Annotated in this window: 18 protein-coding genes and 1 tRNA gene; 8 read left to right on the forward strand and 11 right to left on the reverse strand. The window is 69.4% G+C overall.

Annotation, left to right across the window (positions count from 1 at the left end; genetic code table 11):
- Positions 1-134 precede the first annotated feature (134 nt).
- Together ACIHFD_RS25250 and ACIHFD_RS25255 are read right to left on the reverse strand one after the other, a co-directional pair.
- A complete protein-coding gene (locus tag ACIHFD_RS25250; RefSeq protein WP_397368941.1) occupies positions 135-1319 on the reverse strand; it encodes a PucR family transcriptional regulator in 1185 nt (394 codons plus the stop codon).
- A 192-nt stretch (positions 1320-1511) separates the two neighbouring features.
- Positions 1512-2417, reverse strand: a complete 906-nt coding sequence (locus ACIHFD_RS25255) for an aminoglycoside phosphotransferase family protein (RefSeq protein ID WP_397369063.1) — start codon at positions 2415-2417, stop codon at positions 1512-1514.
- A gap of 104 nt (positions 2418-2521) precedes the next feature.
- Here ACIHFD_RS25255 and ACIHFD_RS25260 point away from each other — a divergent pair, with 104 nt between their 5' ends.
- The gene (locus ACIHFD_RS25260; protein WP_397368942.1) at positions 2522-2947 is read left to right on the forward strand and encodes a DUF6461 domain-containing protein; all 426 of its coding nucleotides are present in this window, start codon (positions 2522-2524) and stop codon (positions 2945-2947) included.
- 75 nt (positions 2948-3022) lie between these two features.
- Here ACIHFD_RS25260 and ACIHFD_RS25265 read toward each other — a convergent pair whose 3' ends face one another.
- A complete protein-coding gene (locus tag ACIHFD_RS25265; RefSeq protein WP_397368943.1) occupies positions 3023-6163 on the reverse strand; it encodes a BTAD domain-containing putative transcriptional regulator in 3141 nt (1046 codons plus the stop codon).
- A gap of 225 nt (positions 6164-6388) precedes the next feature.
- Positions 6389-6553: a hypothetical protein gene (locus tag ACIHFD_RS25270; RefSeq protein ID WP_397368944.1), complete on the reverse strand. Its 165-nt coding sequence runs from the start codon at positions 6551-6553 to the stop codon at positions 6389-6391.
- An 84-nt stretch (positions 6554-6637) separates the two neighbouring features.
- Between ACIHFD_RS25270 and ACIHFD_RS25275 the strand changes: the two genes are divergently transcribed.
- Positions 6638-7654 carry a LysR family transcriptional regulator gene (locus ACIHFD_RS25275; protein ID WP_397368945.1) on the forward strand — a complete coding sequence of 339 codons (1017 nt, stop codon included), beginning with the start codon at positions 6638-6640 and terminating at the stop codon, positions 7652-7654.
- A 130-nt stretch (positions 7655-7784) separates the two neighbouring features.
- Here ACIHFD_RS25275 and ACIHFD_RS25280 read toward each other — a convergent pair whose 3' ends face one another.
- Together ACIHFD_RS25280 and ACIHFD_RS25285 are read right to left on the reverse strand one after the other, a co-directional pair.
- Positions 7785-8627: a hypothetical protein gene (locus ACIHFD_RS25280; protein ID WP_397368946.1), complete on the reverse strand. Its 843-nt coding sequence runs from the start codon at positions 8625-8627 to the stop codon at positions 7785-7787.
- 261 nt (positions 8628-8888) lie between these two features.
- A tRNA-Arg gene (locus tag ACIHFD_RS25285) sits at positions 8889-8961 on the reverse strand.
- Between the two features lie 190 nt (positions 8962-9151).
- On the opposite strand from ACIHFD_RS25285, the gene ACIHFD_RS25290 reads away from it, so the two are divergent.
- From ACIHFD_RS25290 to ACIHFD_RS25310, 5 genes are all read left to right on the forward strand, one after another.
- Entirely contained in the window at positions 9152-10354 is a 1203-nt protein-coding gene (locus ACIHFD_RS25290; RefSeq protein WP_397368947.1) for a sensor histidine kinase, read from the forward strand.
- Positions 10351-10983 carry a response regulator gene (locus tag ACIHFD_RS25295; protein ID WP_397368948.1) on the forward strand — a complete coding sequence of 211 codons (633 nt, stop codon included), beginning with the start codon at positions 10351-10353 and terminating at the stop codon, positions 10981-10983. Before ACIHFD_RS25290 ends, ACIHFD_RS25295 begins: the two co-directional genes overlap by 4 nt.
- Before the next feature lie 264 nt (positions 10984-11247).
- Entirely contained in the window at positions 11248-11541 is a 294-nt protein-coding gene (locus tag ACIHFD_RS25300; RefSeq protein WP_397282849.1) for a hypothetical protein, read from the forward strand.
- Between the two features lies 1 nt (position 11542).
- Positions 11543-12274: a prolipoprotein diacylglyceryl transferase gene (locus ACIHFD_RS25305; protein ID WP_397368949.1), complete on the forward strand. Its 732-nt coding sequence runs from the start codon at positions 11543-11545 to the stop codon at positions 12272-12274.
- Positions 12271-13827 (forward strand): radical SAM protein, encoded by a 1557-nt coding sequence (locus ACIHFD_RS25310; RefSeq protein ID WP_397368950.1) that lies wholly within the window; start codon positions 12271-12273, stop codon positions 13825-13827. Before ACIHFD_RS25305 ends, ACIHFD_RS25310 begins: the two co-directional genes overlap by 4 nt.
- On the opposite strand, the gene ACIHFD_RS25315 is transcribed toward ACIHFD_RS25310, so the two are convergent.
- Genes ACIHFD_RS25315 through ACIHFD_RS25325 form a run of 3 tightly spaced genes read right to left on the reverse strand, consistent with a single transcriptional unit; the run spans position 13799 to position 15975 of the window.
- Positions 13799-15013 (reverse strand): hypothetical protein, encoded by a 1215-nt coding sequence (locus ACIHFD_RS25315; protein WP_397368951.1) that lies wholly within the window; start codon positions 15011-15013, stop codon positions 13799-13801. The two genes, ACIHFD_RS25310 and ACIHFD_RS25315, sit on opposite strands and share 29 nt — an antisense overlap.
- A complete protein-coding gene (locus ACIHFD_RS25320; protein ID WP_350732501.1) occupies positions 15010-15477 on the reverse strand; it encodes a SigE family RNA polymerase sigma factor in 468 nt (155 codons plus the stop codon). Before ACIHFD_RS25320 ends, ACIHFD_RS25315 begins: the two co-directional genes overlap by 4 nt.
- 39 nt (positions 15478-15516) lie before the next feature.
- Positions 15517-15975, reverse strand: coding sequence for a MaoC family dehydratase (locus tag ACIHFD_RS25325; RefSeq protein WP_350732503.1), 459 nt, complete (start codon positions 15973-15975; stop codon positions 15517-15519).
- Between the two features lie 263 nt (positions 15976-16238).
- Between ACIHFD_RS25325 and ACIHFD_RS25330 the strand changes: the two genes are divergently transcribed.
- Positions 16239-17420: an ATP-binding protein gene (locus ACIHFD_RS25330; RefSeq protein WP_350732505.1), complete on the forward strand. Its 1182-nt coding sequence runs from the start codon at positions 16239-16241 to the stop codon at positions 17418-17420.
- A 103-nt stretch (positions 17421-17523) separates the two neighbouring features.
- Here the strand turns inward: ACIHFD_RS25330 and ACIHFD_RS25335 are convergent, their stop codons facing one another.
- The gene (locus ACIHFD_RS25335) at positions 17524-18315 is read right to left on the reverse strand and encodes a MauE/DoxX family redox-associated membrane protein (protein WP_397368952.1); all 792 of its coding nucleotides are present in this window, start codon (positions 18313-18315) and stop codon (positions 17524-17526) included.
- Between the two features lie 7 nt (positions 18316-18322).
- On the reverse strand, positions 18323-19267 hold the full coding sequence (locus ACIHFD_RS25340) for a hypothetical protein (RefSeq protein WP_350732508.1): 945 nt from the start codon (positions 19265-19267) through the stop codon (positions 18323-18325).
- Between the last annotated feature and the right edge of the window lie 180 nt (positions 19268-19447).

Genomic DNA, 19447 nt, shown 5'->3' on the forward strand with positions numbered 1-19447 from the left:
TGGATTTCCCTTTCGGCCCGGCCGAGCCTTACCAGTGATACTTTCGCCAAGCCAGGAGCGCCGGTCATCGTCACTTCGGGAGAATCTCCGCCATGGCGCCGGGCAGGCGTTCATCACTAATGTCAAAATGGCGGTCAGACAAAGCCGTGCTCGTTCCACGCGCCGGCCAGCAGCCGGGTGACGGTGGTGCTCAGCACCCGGACGCCGTGCGTGGAGCCCGGCTCGATCCCCACCAGCTCCCGCACCCGCCGCAGCCGATAGTCGAGCGTGCGCGGGTGGATGTGCAGCGACTCGGCCGTACGCAGCCGGTTCATGTCGTTGCGGTAGTAGGCGTCCAGCGTGGGCACCAGGTCGGGCCCGTCGCCGAGCCGCCGCGCCGTCTCCCGCAACCACTGGTCCACCTGCGGCGTCTCCACCGCTCCCAGCTCCGCGAACACGTCGGCCACCCCGTACGGCCGGCGCGGCACCCGTTCGATCGGCGCCACCCGGCTGACCTTCCGCGCCAGCGCGGCCGCCTGGACCAGCGCGCGGCGGCGCCCGTGGGCGGTGCCGACCGAGCACGGCCGCCCCACGACCTCGGCGACCGCCCGCGCCAGCGCCAGCCCGGACCCCTCGGCCGCCGTCCGGTGCTCCGGCCGCGTCCCGTGGTAGGGCACCAGCGCCACGAACTCGTCCGGTTCCTGCCACCCGAACGGCATCCGGTGCCGCTGCAACAAGGTGCCTATGACCTCCTCCCGGCACTGCTCCGGCGGCTCCGTGGCCACCCGTACCACTGTGACCAGATAGTGCTCGGTCATCGGCACCCCGAGGCTCCCGGCCAGCTCGCCGACCATCGGGTCGTCGTGCAGCACCATGGTGGCCAGCAGGTGGACGCGTGAGGCCGTCGGCAGGAACCGCTCGTACCCCCGGAAATAGCCGCGGGTGTAGACCGCCTGCGCCGCCGTGCCCTGCTCGGCCAGCCAGTCGATCATGCGCATCGTGTCGGTCAGATCGCCGGGCCCGGCCGCCTCGGAGATCTCGCGCAGCGTGAAGGCGGCATGCAGCGCGAGCGCGCCGCGCTGACAGCCCGGTGCCACGCCCTGTGCGCCGCGCTGCTCGCCGACCGACTCGATGAAGGCCAGGTCGCTTTCCAGCAGCGGCTCGCCGGAGGCGGCCAGCTCGGCCGTCCGACGCCGTACGACGACCGCGAACTCCATCATCGACGCCCGCGATCCCGACTCGATCGCCTGGAAACCGGCGATCTCGCCGGCGCAGGCGTCCACCACTCTCCTCGCGTTGTCGTCGGCCCTGCGTTTGAGCATGCCGAAGAGGTCCCCCATGTCGAATTCTCCCCGTGACGTCCGTCTCTTCTGGAACGCGCAGTGCGATATTCGTCGGCGGGGTTGTTTCGTATCAGTGGGCTTTTCCGGCGTTTTCGGTCACCCAGCAGAAACGGGGATGTGGCCAGGTATGAAAGGAGCATTCCTGGATTTCGGACCGCCGAGGTCCGGTGAAAGTTTCATGACGACGGACTATCCCGCGGTCCAGCGGGATCCGGAGCTCAGGATGCGGTCCAGAGTGCGTCGGCCCATCCGGCTCATGGGCGGGTTGGTCTCGAGGTAGTACCAGACGACGCCCATCGCCTGCTGGAAGGCCCACGCTTTGCCTCGCTCCCATTCCAGGTCGTCGCACCCGAGGTCCAGGCGGAGCACCTGCCGCGGCCCGGCCTCAAGCAGATGCCAGGCACTCACAAGATCCAGAGCGGGGTCGGCCGGCCCGAAGCCGCCGACGTCGAGAACCCCGGCCAGCCGGCCGGCGGACACGAGCACGTTGCCCGGAATGAGATCACTGTGGGTCATCACGTCGGCGTCCTTGCGCGGCAGACTCCGAAAGTCCTTCCACAGTCCGCGAAGCCGGGGGACGTCGAGGAGTTGTTCGCTCTGCTCGAAACAGGTCTCCATCCACCCGTCATGGGCTTGCAGGTCGCCTCCCCGGCCTTGGCCGGCGAACGTGCGGCCACGCGTGTCGATCGCGCGCAGGCCATTGATGAGATCGGCCAGGTCGTGGGCGAACGCGACCGATTCGCCCGGGTCCTCATCGGTGGCCACGGCGCCGGGCAACCAGGTCTGCACCGACCACGGGAGGGGGTATCCCGCGCCGGGCTCACCGAGCGCGACGGGCTCGGGCGTGGGAAACCGCGTGCGACCTGCCAGCTCCCGGGCGGCTTCCGCTTCGGACTCCAGCCAGCCGCGAATCGAGTCGACGTGCCCGTCCTGCAGAGGGAACCGAGCCGCGAAGTGGTCGCCGATGCGAAAGATGGCGTTGACCGTCCCGTGGGACGCGATGCCGGTGATCGGCAGGCTCCGCCACTCGGGGAACTGTTCATCCACCAAGGCGCGTACTGTCTCCGGTGACACCGTCAGCTGGTTGGCGTGCATATCCACGCCGGAAGCGTTCCGCGTCCCAGCCTTCTCCCGCAACGGCTTTTCGGCCCCCAAGGCGGCGCGCTCCGGCCGCCACGAGTGGGCGAATGCGCCTCCGCATGGGCGCCACGATCAGCCCCGAAGCCGAAGCCGAGGCCGAAGGGGAGGAGGGTGAGATCGCCGCCTTCGAAGTCGATGGCGGAGTCGTTCTGGCCGAGCCGAACGGCTACGCCGCGACCCTGGACGAGGTGATCGCCCGGCTGTCCAAAGACACCGTGGCGGCCACGGTGTTCTACAACGTCAATCTGGATCAGCAGTTCGTGTATGCCGAGGGCGGCGTGGTCGTCACCGCGTTCGAGCCCGACCAGCCGGACAGCCGCGCCGGCAGCGACCCTGACCGCCTGCTGCCGCGCATGCGCGAACTGGGCATGGAGACGGAGAGCGACCTGGTCAAGGCCGCCGAGCTCGCCCAGATCGTCACCGGCCTGGAGCTGCCCGGCGATGACGCCGATCCCACCTTGATCGGCATCATGCCGGACTACTGACGGGACCTCGCCGCTGAGCGGTAGGCGCGGTGTTCGTGTCAGTGGCGATCGGCTGCTTCTGGGCGCGCGCATCGTTCACGAAGCGAGCGTGATCTCGGCCAGCTCGCGCCAGTCCCTCCGCGCACCGTCATGGGTCGCCTCGGCGAACAGGGTTTCGCCGAGGCGATTCCGCGTGTCCGCGGCGATCCTGGAAGCGTCCGGCAGCGAACGATCCGGCGTGCCGCGCACGCTGTCGCTCGCCCCGAGCAGTCGCGCGGCCTGCTCGTACTGTCCCTGGCGCAGCGCGAGATCCGCGATCCCGATCAACAGCTCGGCGACCGCCGGTAGATACGCATGCTCCACAGTCGTGCGGAACGCCTCGGTCCGGTGCGCGCGGGCCGTCTCGAGATCCTCGGTGAGGTAGCCGTACAGGTCCATGGTCTTGGCGAAGATGGAGCCGACCCTGTCCGAGTCGCCCAGCACCGCCCGCACCGTGGCCAGGTGCTCGTGTGCCTGTTCCTGCTCGCCGCGCCAGCGCGCCAGCACCGCCTTCGACAGCGCCAGCTCGGCAAGCGCGTCCGGCCACGCGATCCCGCCCGCGCACCGCTGCGCTTCTGCCATGGCGGACGTGCTGGATCGCTCATCGCCGAGCAGCCAGTACAGCTGAGCCTGCCGCGCCCGCAGGCCGATCACGTCCTCGGTCGCGCCTATCTCGGTCAGCGCCACGGCCGCCTCTTCGTAGTGCTCACACGCGCGCGTGAACTCGCCGCGCATGGCGAGCCGTTCGGCCAGGAAGGTCAGCGCCAACGAGATCCCCCACCGGTCACCCAGCGTGCGGAACTCGGCAAGGGCGATCTTGGCGTCGACGTCCACGTCGGTCTCGTCGCCGCCGAGCGTGAGCCGGAACCGGCCACGAGTGAGCCTGGCCTGCGCGCGCACCCATGGATCATCATCGGTGATGAGCGGCTCCAACGCGGGCAGGAAGTCCGTCGGACCCTCCAGAATCCGCTCCAGCAGCCCGACGAACCCGAGCAGCGGGTGGTGATACCCGCTGCGCTGGGACAACCGGTACGCCTCCTGGATCCACTCCCGCGCCTGATACTGATCGCCGCCGACCCCGGAGCTCACGAAGATGGTCACGAGCAGGCACGCCAACGCCCGCACCTCATCGGGCACCTCACCGGGCAGCGAGACCGCCGCGATGCTCAACTCGGCGCCCTCGACCCTGTGCCTGCTGAAGTAGTACCAGCCCGCGGCCCCGACCAGCCGCGTCGCCTCCTCGGCCCATCCCTCGGCGATCGCCCCGCGCAGGGCCGCGCTGATGTTGTCGTGCTCGGGCTCGAGCGTGGCTAGCCATTCCAGTTGCTCGGCCCGACGCAGGTGCGGATCGGCCGTCTCGGCCAGCTCGGTGAAGTACGCAAGGTGCGCCCGGCGCGCCTGCTCGGACTCCCCGGCTTCGGCGAGCCGGTGCGCCGCGTACTCCCTGATGGTGTTGAGCATCCGGTAGCGCGGCGTGTCCTCGCCGTCGGCGAGCAGCAGCGACTTCTCCATCAACGCGGTGAGCACGTCGAACACCTGCTCCCCGGCGAACGCCTCGCCCCCGCACACCCGTTCGGCCGCCTCCAGGCTCGCCCCGCCGGAGAACACCGACAGCCGCCGCAGCACGCCACGTTCGGCCTCGGTCAACAGGTCCCAGCTGTAGTCCACGACCGCGCGCAGCGTCTTGTGCCGGGAAAGCGCCGTACGGCTGCCGCCGGTCAACAGACGGAAACGGTCATCGAGCCCGCGTGCCAGCTGATCGACGGACATGGTGCGCAGCCGTGCCGCGGCCAGCTCGATCGCCAGCGGCATCCCGTCGAGCGCCCGGCAGATCCGCGCCATGGTCGCCAAGGTGTGCGCGTCGGAGCCGATGTCCTTGCGCACCAGACCCGCGCGGTCCCGCAGCAGCCGCACCGCGGACGAGGACGCGACCTCGGAGGGGTCGGCTCCCTCGGCGGGCAGCGCGAGTGGCTCGACCCCCCACAGGACTTCCCCGAAGATACCGAGCGGTTCCCTGCTCGTGGCCAGGATCCGCAGCCTGCGGCACTCTCCCAGGAGCCGATCCGCGAAGGCCGCGGCCGCCTCGATCACGTGCTCGCAGTTGTCCAGGATCAGCAGGATCGTGCGCTCCCGGACCGCGGTGATGAGCCGATCCATCGGGTCCCCGGCCCGCGCGCCACCGAGCAATGCCTGGTCACGCAGGCCGATCGCGGTGAGAACGGCCTGAGCCAGCTCACCGCTTGCCCCCACCGAGGCCAGTTCGACCAGCCACGCCCCATCCGGCAGCTCGGCGAGCATCGTTCGCGCGGTCTCCGTGGCCAGCCGGGTCTTGCCCGAGCCGCCCGCCCCCGTCAAGGTCACCAGCCGGTGCTTGACGGCCAGTTCGGCGACCGCGGAGACGTCGTCATCCTTGCCGACGAAACTCGTCAGCTCGGCGCGCAGGTTCGTCCTGTGGTTCTCCGTTCGCCGGCCCAGCTCGCCGCGGAGCAACGCGGTGTGCAGCGCGGAGAGCTCGGCCGACGGATCGGCGCCCAGCTCCTCGGCGAGCCGCTCGCGCGTCCGCTGGTACAGGGTCAACGCCTCGTTCTCACGTCCGGCCTCGGCGAGCGCTCGCATCAAGGCCGCCACGAACCCCTCCCGCAGCGGGTGCGTGGCGACCAGGTCGGTCAGCTCGGAGACCAACTCCGAGCCGTGGCCGAGGCGGATGTCGGCATCCACCCGGTCCCCGAGCGCGGCGACGTAGAGCTCGTTCAGACGCGCGACCGCGGCGTCGAACGCGTCGCTGCCTTGCAGCGCGATGTCCGCCATGGCCGTACCACGCCACAACGCCAAGGCCGGGCGCAGCAGATCCGCCCGCGCCGCAGGCTCGGCGGCACGGGCCTGACCGACCAGCTGCTCGAACCGGGACACGTCCACGGCATCAGCAGCCAGAGCCAGCCGGTACCCGCCGGAATCCGCCTCGATCACACCGGCCGGCAACACTCTGCGCAGCCTGGACACCAGCGCCTGCAAGGCGTTCACTTCGTCCGCGGGCGGCTCTTCCCCCCAGATCCAGTCCACCAGCCTCGCACGCGTGACGATCCGGCCGGGTTCGAGGGCGAGCGCCGCCAGCAGTGCGCGCAGCCGAATCCCAGGAACCTCCACCACGGCCCCGTCATGGTTCAGGACCTCGAACGGTCCGAGCAATCCGACTCGCATATCGGTAATTGTGCCGAACCGCGGCAACGACTACCGCCATCGCATGCAATCCGAAGGCGTTGTCGCAGGTCAGGCGAATGTTTTGGGTCTTCAGCGACCCCTGCGGCAGCGGCGGATGCCCGCGGCCTGAGCGCCGCCGGCAACCAGGACCGGCCCGTAGCCTGCCTGCCGGACTGGTCGGCCAACAGGTCAAACCTGGGCGCCTTGATCTCCGCTGCCGCAGCACTACGTCGTGCCGGTGCTGAACCTCCTGTGCTTCGGCCTCTTCGTGGGCCACCCGCTTGTGACGTTCTGAGCCGTCAGTCCCGGCGGGTGGACCAGGCTCAGGAGGACGCCGACCTGGGCGGGCGACAGCGGCATGCCGCTGAGCAGCTCTTTCATGGGGATCATGGGTCCACCCTGACGGAGATCACGACGCCGGGTCCAACACCGGAAAAGCCGGGATTAACGCGGATCTGTTGTTAATGTTGTCGCGTGGACCTGCATCCCCGGCTGCTCAGGGTGTTCGTGACCGTCGCCGAGGAGCTGCACTTCGGCCGCGCCGCCGCCCGCCTGTACGTGGCCCAGCAGGCGCTCAGCCGTGACGTGCGGCGGCTGGAGGAGCAACTCGGGCAGGCGCTGTTCACCAGGACCACCCGGCGGGTGGAGCTGACCCCTGCGGGAACGCGGCTGCTGTCCGGGGCCAGGCGGCTGCTCGCGCTGCATGACGAGCTGGTCGCGGAGGTCTCCAGCGCCCGAGGGCCGCTGCTCGTGGACGTCAACATGCAGGGGCACGAGCCGCCGCGGCCGCTGGTCAGGGCCAGGGAGCTGGCACCGGGAGTGGAGATCCTCGCCCGCTTCCACGGCGGGCTGGCCTCCGGGGCCGCCGCCATGCGGGAGGGGCGTCTCGACGTGTCGTTCGGCCGCTTCGCCGGACTGCCCGCTTCCGTGCGCAAGGGGCTGGCCCAGGTGCCCGTACGGCTGGATCCGCTCGCCGTGCTGGTGTCCGAGGACCATCCGCTGGCCGCGCTGGAGGAGGTGCCGCTCGGCGTGCTGGCCGATTTCCCGCTGGACGCCATGGCGGGCAATCCCGCCACCACCGAGTGGACCGACCTGGGCGAGCGCCTGGCGGAGGAGTTCGGGCTCACCCTGGCCACGCCACACGAGCCACCGGTCGGATCCCACGAGATGGGCCTCTACCTGCAACGGCACCGAGAGCCCGTGCTGGCCACGGCGAAGGTCGGCGGAATTCCGGGCGCTGTGGTGCGGCCGCTGGTCGATCCCGTGCCGCTCGCCCTGGAGAACCTCGTCTTCCCCGAGGGCCTGCGGCATCCGGGTCTGGACGCGCTGCTCCAGGCCGTGACGGAGATCCGAAGCGTGGAACGCCGGCTGCGCCGGCCGCCGCACTCCTGGCTGCCCGAGGCCGACGAGGCGCTGCTGAAGCGGTCGGGACGTGCCCACGGGGATGGCGTCTCGGAGGCGGGCCCAGGTTCGGGACGACGGCCAGCATGACCGAGGCGACCCGCAACGACGTGGACGGGCAGCGCGCCCGTCGATCACGCACCGCGTAGATCGTCCTGAAAAGCACGAAGGCCGGCTCCAGGTTTTCCCTGGTGGTGGGCCGTTTCCGGGGTGCCTAAGGTCAGTCCGCACGGGCCGGCTCGACATGATGATCGTTGTAGGGGAAGAGGTCATCACCGTGATCGACGACGGTGCTGCACCGGTACCGGACAATCTCGATCTTCGACGCCGGGTCGAGATCCTCGTCGTCTCTCCACTGCACCTTGTGCGGATCCAGGGCCTCGTCCACGTTGTAGTGCAATCGGCCGTCGACCAGGTAGTCGCGGCGGAAGTCAGTTCTCCACTGTGAGTTGCTCCCCCAACCGTGCGAGAGGTCGTGGGTGAATCGTGACCGGCGCCAGAAGGTCCAATACAGGCTGGAGCGATCGGCAACCCCCGCAACCAGATGCCGCGCCCCGGCGGTGACAACCACCCCGGCCCGCGTCAGCAGCATCGATCCCATCATGTAACCGGGCCAGCGCTCCTCGATGATCGAGGGTGGCTCATCGGGATCGTTGACCGGCCGCACCTCGACGACCTCGTGGAAGAACGGATGGAAGCCCTGCCTGCCGATCCGGTCCGCGCCCAGCGCCTCACAGAAGGCGGGATAGACGCCGACCGGTGGGTAAACCTCGTTCGGGCTCGCTGCCGAATCGTCCGGGGGATCCTGGTAGTTCAGGATGAGCAGGTCGAGGATGCGGTTCACGGCATACAACCGCTCCAGCGGGCTGTATCCCCTCCTGGGCGGCTTCCCCAGAGGGACCAGGTGACTTTCGGGCCGGCCTGCCTCCCGCACCTCCGCCACGTGCCCCGGATGCTCATCCAGCCACCGCAGCAGCATGTCGCCCAGCCCGTCGCCCTCGTGGTCAAAGACGCCCTCGTACAGGGAACGCCAGTGGTGGCCCGAATAGACATCGTCGTTCATGTGGCTCAGGGTCCCGTACCACGGCACTGTGCGGCACTCGCCGGGAGGATCGGCCCAGACGGCGGATTCAAGGGCCGCGCTTCCACTACCCGAACCATGCGCCCCAGTACTCCTAGCCACCCGATCCGGGCGCTCGACCGGTTGAATAAGCGTCTGACTACCGAATCAGACGGTTAGCCTCGGGGGCGTTGCTGTAAAACGCTGCTGTATGACCACGAAAAAGGCCCTTCGGACCGATGCCGAAGGGCCTTTGAGCTGGAGCGCGGCCGACAGGAGTCGAACCCGTAACCTTCTGATCCGTAGTCAGATGCTCTATCCATTGAGCTACGGCCGCTCGCTGCGTAAGCAAGCATAGCGGGTTCTGCGGAGTACCTCGAACCAGATATGGCAACCGTGGGGCCCGCTCCCTCCATCTTGCCCGTGATCTCGCTGGTTGGCCGGGGGTGGCGGTACATCGAAGGGTGTATCCACAGGCGGGTCCCGCGCAGGAGGGAACAGGGCGTGTGGGGTGGTGGGATGGGGACATGAAACGGGAGGCGTTGGGGGCCGGGGTGGCCTTTGCGATGGGGGTGGTTCTCATCGCGGGTGGGGCCGCGCTCCAGCGGGGCGTGCCCGTCTGGCTGCTGTGCGTGCCGCTGGCGATCACCTGTGCCGGGGTGCTGGTGCGGCAGCGGGCGCCCCTCGCCTCGCTGGGGCTGGGGGTCGTCGCGATCACGATCGACGCGTTCGTGGGGCCTTCACTGGCGACGGTGCTGCTTTTCACTGACAACCTCTATGCCGCGGCGCTTTACGGGCCGGCTCGGTTCGCTCGGTGGCTGCTCGGGATCACCGCCGTGCTGGCGGTCGTGGCCGGGGCCGTGGCCGGGTTCCTGGCCGCGGACTGGCGGCTGCTCGCTGTCATGGGGGTGCAGGCGGGGCTGGTGCTGGTGACCCCCGTCACCACGGCGCTGGTGCTGCGGGAGCACCGGGATCGGGCGGCGGCGGAGCGGGAGCGGGCCGAGCAGGTGGCTCATCTGGCCGAGCTCGACCGGCAGGCGGCCGTCGCGGCGGAGCGTACGCGGATGGCTCGCGAGCTGCACGACATGATCGCGAACCATTTCAGCGCCATCGCCATCCAGTCCACTGCCGCGCTTTCGCGTAAGGATCTCGATCGGGCGACCGTCCGGAAGGTCATGGAGTCCGTACGGGAGAACAGCGTGAAGGGGCTGGCCGAGATGCGGACGATGATCGGGCTGCTGCGGCAGGAGGGTGACGATCCCGCTGAGGCCATGCGGCCTCGGCTGGCCGATGCGGAGACGTTGGTGGAGCGGGTCACGCGGGCCGGGCTGGTCGCCGAGCTGCGGGTCGAGGGGGAGCCGCGGGAGCTGCCCGCATCGGTTGATCTCGCCGGATACCGGATCCTGCAGGAGGCGCTCACCAACGCGCTCAAGCATGGGGACTCGCCGGTCCGGGTCGTCATCGCGTACGAGGCGGGGCGGGTTCTGATGAGTGTCGAGAACGCGGTCGGCGGGCGTGGGGCGCGGCTGCCCGGTGCTGGGGCAGGGCTGATCGGGATGCGGGAGCGGGTCTTGCTGGTCGGTGGTTCTTTCGAGGCCGGGGCTTCGGGGGACGGTGATCTGTGGCGGGTGTCGGCCGAGTTGCCCACCGGTGATGAGCAGGCGGTGCCGTACGCGGCCGTCCTGGGCCTTGGTTCGCGGGAAAGGGAGTCGGGGGTCGAGGCGCGGTGACGATCAAGGTGCTGGTGGCCGACGATCACGCGGCGGTCCGGGCGGGGATCGTGCTGATTCTGGACGGGGCCGAGGACATCGAGGTCGTCGGCGAGGCAGCGGACGGGGAGCAGGCCGTGGCCATGGCCCGGGAGGTGCGCCCGGACGTGGTGTTGATGGACGTGCGGATGCCGCGGCTCGACGGCATCTCGGCCACGCGGGAGCTGGCGGGGGTCAGCGACGTGCTGATCCTGACCACGTTCGATCTTGACGAGTACGTCTTCGGGGCGCTGCGGGCGGGGGCCGCCGGGTTCCTGCTGAAGAACACCGATGCCGAATCGCTGGTCGAGGCCGTACGGCTGGTGGCGCGCGGGGATGGGCTGATCTCGCCGGGGGTCACGCGGAAGCTGATCGCGGCGTTCGCCGGGCAGGCGCCGCGGAGGGAGCCGGTGGCCGATCCGGGGGGTTTGACGCCTCGGGAGCGGGAGGTGCTGGCCTGCATCGGGCGGGGGCTGTCGAACGCCGAAATCGCCAGAGAGCTGGACATGGCGGAGGCCACGACGAAGACGCATGTCAGCCGGGTGCTGAACAAGCTGGGGTTGAAGAGCCGGGTGCAGGCGGCGATTTACTACTCGGGAGAAGGGGCGTAGAGGCTTAATCTGGGCGTTGTGAGCACACCGCCGCCCCCGCCCCCGGAGCAGCCCGGAGAGCCCACCCCGCCTCCGGGGGAAGGGTCATCCGAGGGGCAGGCCGGTTGGGTCCCCCCGTCTCCGGGGGGCGGATCCGGGCAACCGCCGTACGGGCCGCCGCCTCCGTACCCGAGCGGTCCCGGTCAACCGCCCCACGGGCCGCCTCCATACGGTCAGCCGCCCTATCCTCAGGGGGCGCCGGCGGCTGGGCGTACGTCTACGGGGGTGTTCGTCGCGTTGGCGTTCGCCGGCGTGGCCATCTACAGCGTTTTCAACATCGTCATCGGGCTGCTCGTCTTCGTCGCCGCGTTCGGCACATCCGACAGCGCCACCACCCCCTACCTGGTGGTCGGCGCGATCTTGCTCGCCCTCATCGGCCTGGGCGCCGGCGCGGGGCTGCAGTTCGTCCGCAAGCCGTGGACCAAAGGCATAGGCCTCGGCCTCATGATCGGATGGGCGCTCTGGTCCATCGTGACCGCCGGCTTCTGCACGGGCCTCAACCCCGGCCTGTACACCTGACATGCCCTACCACGAGATATTCGTCGGCCTGGGCGTGCTCGTGGCCTCCGTCGTCTTCGTACGGGAGGCGCGGCGGAGGGGCGCGCTCAACGAGCAGTCGCTGACCGCCGTCGCCGGCGCGCTGGTCGGGGGAGCCATCGGGATGCGGCTGGCGGGCTGGCTGGAGACGCTGGATCTCAAGGACCTCTGGCTGTACGGCTCCCGCAGCATCCTCGGCGGCCTGACCGGCGCGTACGTGGGCGTGCTGCTGGCCAAGAAGATCATCGGCTACAAGGAGCGGACGGGAGATCTGTTCGCCCCGGCCGTCGCGCTGGGCATGGCGGTCGGCCGGATCGGATGCCATCTGACCGAGGCGCCGGGCAGGCCGACCGAGCTGCCATGGGGAGTGCACGCGCCCCCGACCACTCCCGAGTGCCCCGGGTGTCTCACTGGGCAGGCCATGCACCCGTCGTTCATCTACGAGATCATCTTCCAGCTCGCCGCCTTCGCCGCGCTCCAATGGGCGCGCAAGCGGCTCACTCAGCCGGGCGAGCTGTTCACGCTCTACGTCGCCGCGTACGCCGTCTTCCGCTTCCTCGTCGAGTTCACCAGGGCGAACGAGACGGTCTGGCTCGACCTGACCAGGCCCCAGTGGTTCCTCGTCCCGAGCCTGCTGCTGCTCGCCCTCAGGCTCGGGTACGGCTGGCAGCGCGGCTATTACGATCCCCTGTTCGAGCGAAGGGTCATGGCATGAGTGCAGGTATGGGCTTGCGGGGCGACCGCATCCACAGGTACGTCAATGCGTTCTGCCCCCACTGCCACGGCCAGGACCTCGACAAGGTCGAGCGGCTGAGCGGCTATCTGGCTGAACGCGACGGCAGGATCTGGCTGGAGCGCGGCTGCCGCGAACACGGCCTGATCAAGACGTTGTACGACGAAGACCCAGAAATCCTGAAATATCTCGAAGAGTGGACCGCTCCGACCAAGCAGCACGTACCCGATATTTCCGGGAACTTCCTCCCCATCCCTTCCGCCTACCTCCACGGTCTCCCCGAAATGCAGACCCAGCACACCTGCATTCTCCTTGAGGACATCGCCGAAGCCTGCAACCTCCGCTGCCCCACCTGCTTCGCCGACAGCTCCCCCGACCTGACCGGCATTGTCCCCGTCCAGGACATTCTCGCGAACGTCGACCAGCGTCTCGAAAGGGAGAACGGCAAGCTCGACGTCCTCATGCTGAGCGGCGGCGAGCCCACGCTCCACCCCGAGCTCAAGACCCTCCTCACCGAGCTCGAACAGCGTCCCGTCACCCGCATCCTGATCAACACCAACGGCGTCCTCGTCGCCAGGGACGACTCCCTCCTCGACCTGCTCACCGAGCACAGGGATCGGGTGGAGGTCTACCTCCAGTACGACGGCCCGTCGGCCGAGGCCTCGAAGCACCACCGGGGCGGCGACCTGACGCGCATCAAGGCCCAGGCCGTGAGCAGGCTGTCCGAGCGGGAGATCTTCACGACCCTCGTCATGACCGTCGCGCTGGGCGTCAACGACGGTGAGATCGGCGACGTCGTACGCCTCGCCCTCGACACGCCGTACGTGGGAGGCGTGTCGATCCAGCCCCAGTTCGGGTCCGGCCGGTCGGGCGCCATCAACCCCATGGACCGGCTCACCCACACCGGCGTGCTCAAGCGCCTCGGCCCGCAGACCGACGGCCTCGTGACCTGGCGCGACCTGACTGCCCTGCCCTGCTCCCACCCCCATTGCTGCTCGGTCGGCTACCTCCTGCGCGACGACTCGAGAAGGTGGCGCTCGCTCACCGCGCTGATCGGCCACGACCGCCTCAAGCAGAACCTGGGCCTGGTCTCCAACCGCATCGCCGACACCGAGCTGCCGCGCGAGCTGCGCCTGGCCGTACAGGAGTCGCTGCTCGGCCTGCTGTCGGAGCAGTCGTCACTGTCGCACCCGCAGATCGGCGACCTGTGGCGGACCATCAGCGAGAACTGCGACCTGGGCATCTCCACGCTGCTCGCCCTGACCGTCAGGCGGAAGAAGCTGCGCAGGATGCTGGGGGAACGGGTGGTCCGGATCACGATCAAGCCGTTCATGGACATCTCGACCATGATCGAGGAACGGCTCGCGCAGTGCTGCGTGCACGTGGGGACGCGGGCCGAGCAGGACCAGTGCGCGCCGTTCTGCGCCGTGCAGGCCTGGCCCCAGCTCTCGCGGCAGCGCCTGTCGGCGGTGGCGGCGCGGCCGCGCGCGCCCTTCGAGCCGGTGCTCATCGAGCGGCCAGGTTCACCACAGTGAACTCTTGTCCGCCTCCGCCGGACATGGTGTTGTAGGGGGTTGTGCCGGTGCCCCAGAAGGGCGTGTCGGAGGGCGAAGAGGATCTTCCCGGACCTTTAGCCCAGCGACCGAGCCGGCCCATTGTCCCGGTGGACAGGTCGTAGAGCACGACGGTGTCCGTTCCGCCGCGCAGCACGAAAAGGGCGTACCGGTCGCCGATGAGCGAGTCCGGTCTCCACGGAAGCAGCTCAGGAGGCAGAGTCCGCCGTTGGGAGCCGTCCACACGCTGTACGATCACGCGACTGCCCTGCACACCGGCGCACCATTGTGGATGGCACCGCATGAAGCTCACATCGCGCGGCAGCGGCACGTCGACGGCCTGGCCGGTCTCCAGGTTGACGAGCCGGTTCTCGTTCATTTTCCGCTTGTCGCCGACCTTCCGGGCCGCCCAGGGCCAGGAGGTCAGATGGAGGCCGTCGGCGCGTGGCATCCGCGCAGGCGTCCCGCCGGTGATCGGCATGCGGTAGACGCCGCCTTCCGCCGGCGACCACACGAGGGAGTCGCCCACGATGCCGATCGCATCGACGTTCGCCGCGACCTCGCCCACCCGCCTGGCCGTGCCCCCCGCACGGGGCATGATCCAGAAATCTGACCATTTGCCCCCATTCCAGGTCCCGCCGAACCAGGCGATGTACTGCGCGCTCACCGCTATCTTCGCCAGGTGATACTCCTTACGCGGAGCCGGGACGTCGCCGAGGACGCGCGTGGTCTTCGTGGTCGAGTCGTACGCCTCCAGCCGCACGGTCGACTTCCCTGATGCGGATATCGCGGCCAGCAGCACCTCGGTCGCGCTCAGACTGGTCACTGGTTCCGTGGTCAAGCCCAGGGCGTTCTTGGCCGGCACTTTGACGATGGCCCGCGGCCACACCTCGGTGACCGATCTGACCCCTTGCGAAGGGGTCACGGGCTCGGCCCGGCGACCGTCCATGCGTGAGACGACCGCCGCCGTACCCGCCACGACCGCCACCACCGCCGCGGCGGCGAGCATCACCCGCACGCGCCGCCTGGTACGCCGGGCGCGGCGCCGGTGGGCCACGCCGTCCGCCAGATCTTGGCCCTCGACCTGGACGGCGGCCGCCCGCAGGGTCCGGACCAGGTCGCGCTCGTCCCGCACCGCGTCACCACGCCTTCCCGAAGCCCCGTTCATCGCGCCTCCTGCAGCACTCGCTTGATCCGGAGCTTGTCCAGGGCGCGGGCTGCCTGGCTGCGTACGGTTCCGCGGGAGACACCGAGGATCTCGGCGATCTCTATGTCCGAGAGGTCCTCGTAGTATCGGAGCACGAGTACGGCCCGCTGCTTGCGGGGCAGTTCCTGGAGCTCGGCCCAGAGGTCGGCGTCGCCGTAGCGATCGAGTTCGCCGCGTTCGGGGACGGTGGCCACCAGGTCCTCCCGGCGCCGCCGGCGCCACGACCTGATGTGGAGCCTGACCATGGTCGTGCGGACGTACCCCTCGGGGTCGTGCTTCTTGCGCACGCGGGGCCAGGCGTCACCCAGCCGGGCCAGGGCCTCCTGTACGAGATCGGCCGCGTCCTCGGAATTTCCGGCCAGCACGAAGCCGTACCGGAGCAGCGCGTCGCCCCGGGCTCGGACGAACTCGTCGAAATCCTCCACGAACCCAGGGATCACACGGGACGCGCTTCTGTTGCAAACCTACTCGGCGGGAACGTACAGGCTCAGCGTCTCGGCGATGCAGGCGGGCCGCTTCTCGCCCTCGATCTCGATCGTCATCTTCAGGTTGGACAGGTAGCCGGCGGGGGTGCCCTTCACGTCCGTCAGCTCGCCCACGGCCCTGATCCGCGCGCCGACCAGGATCGGCCGGGGGAAGCGGACCTTGTTGAGGCCGTAGTTGACGCCCATGGCGATGCCCTCGACCTTGACCATCGAGAACATGAACGACGGCAGCAGCGACAGGCTCAGGTAGCCGTGGGCGATCGTGGCACCGAACGGCCCCTCCTTGGCCCGCTCCACGTCGACGTGGATCCACTGGTGGTCGTCGGTGGCGTCGGCGAAGAGGTTGACCTGGTCCTGGGTGACGGTGCGCCACTCGGTCGGGCCGAACTTCTCGCCGACGGCCGCCTTGAGCTCCTGAACATTCGCGAAGGTCCGCATGGATCCGAACGCTATTGCGCAGGCGGGACGGGTGCCAAGTTCGGCGCCGCCGTGACCTGTTGCGAAGATCTTTACTCGAAACCATCGCATAGGTGTTCGAGTCCGCGCTACAGTTCTGTGTACCGCAATCGAACAAGGGTTCGGCCTGGTGAGAGGGGGTGTGTCCGATGACGGTGCTCGCAACCGCCCCTGCTCGGACACGCCGTAGCACTTTCTTCCCAAATCTAAGACGGCCGCTATATCCGGCAATAAAGTCCGAGAGCGTGGACCCTGTGCGAAACCCCTACGCCCCCGGAGCCGGCCAGCGTCCGCCGGAGCTCGCCGGGCGCGATCGAGAGCTGCAGCAGTTCGAGGTCGTGCTGGAGCGGGTGGCCCGCGGCCGTCCCGAGCGCAGCATGGTCGTCACCGGCCTGCGAGGGGTCGGTAAGACCGTCCTGCTCAACACGTTCAAGTCCATGGCCATGCAGCGGCTGTGGGGCACGGGCAAGATCGAGGCCCGGCCCGACCAGTCGATCCGGCGCCCCGTGGCGGCCGCGCTGCACATGGCCATCCGGGAGCTGGCGCCGCGCCACCGCGCTCCTGAGCGCATCGAGGAGTTCCTCGGCGTGCTCAAGGCGTTCGCGATGCGCGATCCGGCGGCGGCCAAAGGCACCTCGCACTGGTCGCCCGGCATCGAGGTGCCTGCCAGCCGCGGGCGCGCCGACTCCGGCGACCTGGAGATCGACCTCACCGAGCTGTTCGTCGACGCCGCGAGCGTGGCCACCGACCTGGCCGTGGGCATCGCGCTCTTCATCGACGAGATGCAGGACGTCCCGGCCGCCGACGTCTCCGCGCTCTGCGCCGCCTGCCACGAGCTGTCCCAGACGGGCGGGCCGCTGATCGTGGTGGGGGCCGGGCTGCCGCACCTGCCGAGCGTGCTGTCGGCCAGCAAGAGCTACTCCGAGCGGCTCTTCCGCTACGCGCGCATCGACAAGCTCGACCGCGAGGCGGCCGATATGGCGCTGATCCTGCCGGCGCGGGAGGAAGAGGTGGAGTTCACCCAGGAGGCCCTCGACGCCCTCTACGAGGCGGCCGACGGTTATCCCTACTTCGTCCAGGCGTACGGCAAGGTCGCCTGGGACCTGGCGCCGCGCAGCCCGATCACCATCGAAGACGTCAAGGTCTCCGCGCCGGAGGCCGAGGAGGAGCTCGCGGTCGGGTTCTTCGGCAGCCGCTACGAGCGGGCCACCCCGGCCGAACGCGATTACATGCACGCCATGGCGCAGATCGGCGACGAGCCGGTCGCCACCGCGGAGGTGGCCGACGCCCTCGGGCGAAAGCCGTCCAGCCTCTCACCCGCCCGTGACAGTCTCATCAAGAAAGGGCTCATCTACAGCGCCGAGCGCGGCCTGATCGCGTTCACGGTGCCGCACTTCGGGAAGTTCCTGCGCGCTCAGCCGATCTGAGCGACGCCCCTAGACCTCTATTGGGCTGTCTAGTGGGGAAGCTAGACAGCCCAATAGAGCTATATCGCCATGCCTGTCGAGCGGAATCTAACGCTTTCTAGTGTCAGGCCGATACTGGCGTATATTCCGGCAGAGTGCCGTTGCCCGCCGCGCTGACCACGGCCATCCGCACCGCCGGGCGCCGACCGCTGAGGTAGACGGCGAAGACCACGTCGTCCGCGTCGTGGTTGCGGAAGGTGTAGAAGCGCCAGCACAGCTCGCGCCAGCTGTCGTACGGCTCAGCCGAGGTCAGCTCGCCCGCGTGGGCCCGCCAGGTGCCGCTCGACCTGAGCCTGGCCAGCGTGACCGACTCGGCGGGGCCGCGGCGTTGCTCGCAGGGGGCGCGGAACCGTACGCGGTCGATCAGCTCCTCGATCTCCGGGGAGAGGAGCGCGAGCACGGCCACGCCCGCGACCGTCAGCCACTGCGGGTGGACCACGGCCACCCACCCCGGCACCGGTGCCCACACCGACAACCCGGCCATCCCGGTCAGCGCGACCGTCCGGCCGACCGAACGCAGTCCGACCGGCGCCGAGCTCACCTCGCCGAAGCAGCCGCAGCCGGCGTCCGGCCGGCGTCTGCGCAGCTCCAGCAGTACGTACGTGGACAGGGCGAAGAAGGCGACCGTACCCCACCGGAAGAACGGATGCGTCGTGACCAGCAGCCCCACGGCCAGGAACAGCTCACCCGCCGCGCAGACCAGCAGCGCGACGGCCTGCATCCGCCCCGGCACCAGGACCGCGGGCCCCAGCCTGGACAGCGAGCCGGGTTCGCCTCCCGTGCGCACGGTGATCAACTTGGCCACCATGCCCAAGAGGAGCACCGCGATCAGAAGCGGCAGCTGCGATTCGAACACGTGCCCGTCACCCCAATCCGATCTGAGCGTTGAAACAGCCTTTGACCAGGTCGCCGCCGAGCTCCACGTAGGAGAACGGCGACAGCTCCACGACCCGCCCGCGCGGCGACGTGTCGCACTCGACGCAGCGGTCGCAGAAGCGCCCCGCCACGCACCCGCACGCCACCACGGGAACGTTGGCGTTCCGCTGCGAGCACAGGTTCCTGACCTGGAGCAGCGACCCGACGGCGAGGTACGGCAGCCCGGTGCACGACACGCCGGCGTCGGGGCAGCCGGTGTCGGAGCGCTCCAGCATCGGGTACGCGGCGCCGCGCTCTTCCTCGTCGAACGTGTCCGACCAGGTGGCGGGGCCCGAGATGCGGGACTGCAGCCCGGCGTACGCGGGCGGCGGGGTGGGCACCGCGCGGGCCGGGTAAGGGGGCTGCGAGGTCGCGGGCAACATGGCCAGGCTCGTCCCGTTCTGCCTGATCCCGATCGCGTCGAACAGGTAACCGGGCTCGAACTTGGGATGCCGCACCTGCAGCCGCCCCGACGCCCGGTAGGGGATGACGACCGTACGGTGGCCCCGGTGCGGGCCGCAGTCGAGCTCGACCGTCAGGTCCCTGCGCCCGCTGATCGACAGGATCGTCCCGGTGATGCGGGTGGTGTCCGCCCAGATGCGCTCCACAACGCGTCCGTCACGCGTACGCATGACGACCATGGAACCCGCGGGGAGGTCGGCGGGCGCGGCGTCCTTCCCGTGCCAGGCGGTGGCCCAGGGGGCGATCACGAGCCGCTCCTCGGCGCCGTCGGGGGTCTCAATGATGATCAGATGCGGGCTGACGTCCTTGATCTCGCCGGCGACGGCGCGTAAAGGCTCCCCATTGTCCGGGTCAGGACCGGGAACGCCGGATTCGCGACCGAGCGCGGCCGCGGCGAGCACCCGACGGCGCTCAACGCTCGGATACCCCATCGACCCCTCCCTCGTCGGTACTAGATTCACACGACTTGGGCGTAGCGCACACCGTAGCGGCGCAGACGGGATCAAAATACGCATCCCCGGGGAAGTGAGATGACACCCGGCGTCGAACAAACCGCCACCGACCTTGACCTACCTTTATCGTCGGCGGGCCGAAACCTGAATTCTGGTTCA

The sequence above is a fragment of the Nonomuraea sp. NPDC051941 genome (genome assembly GCF_044593615.1).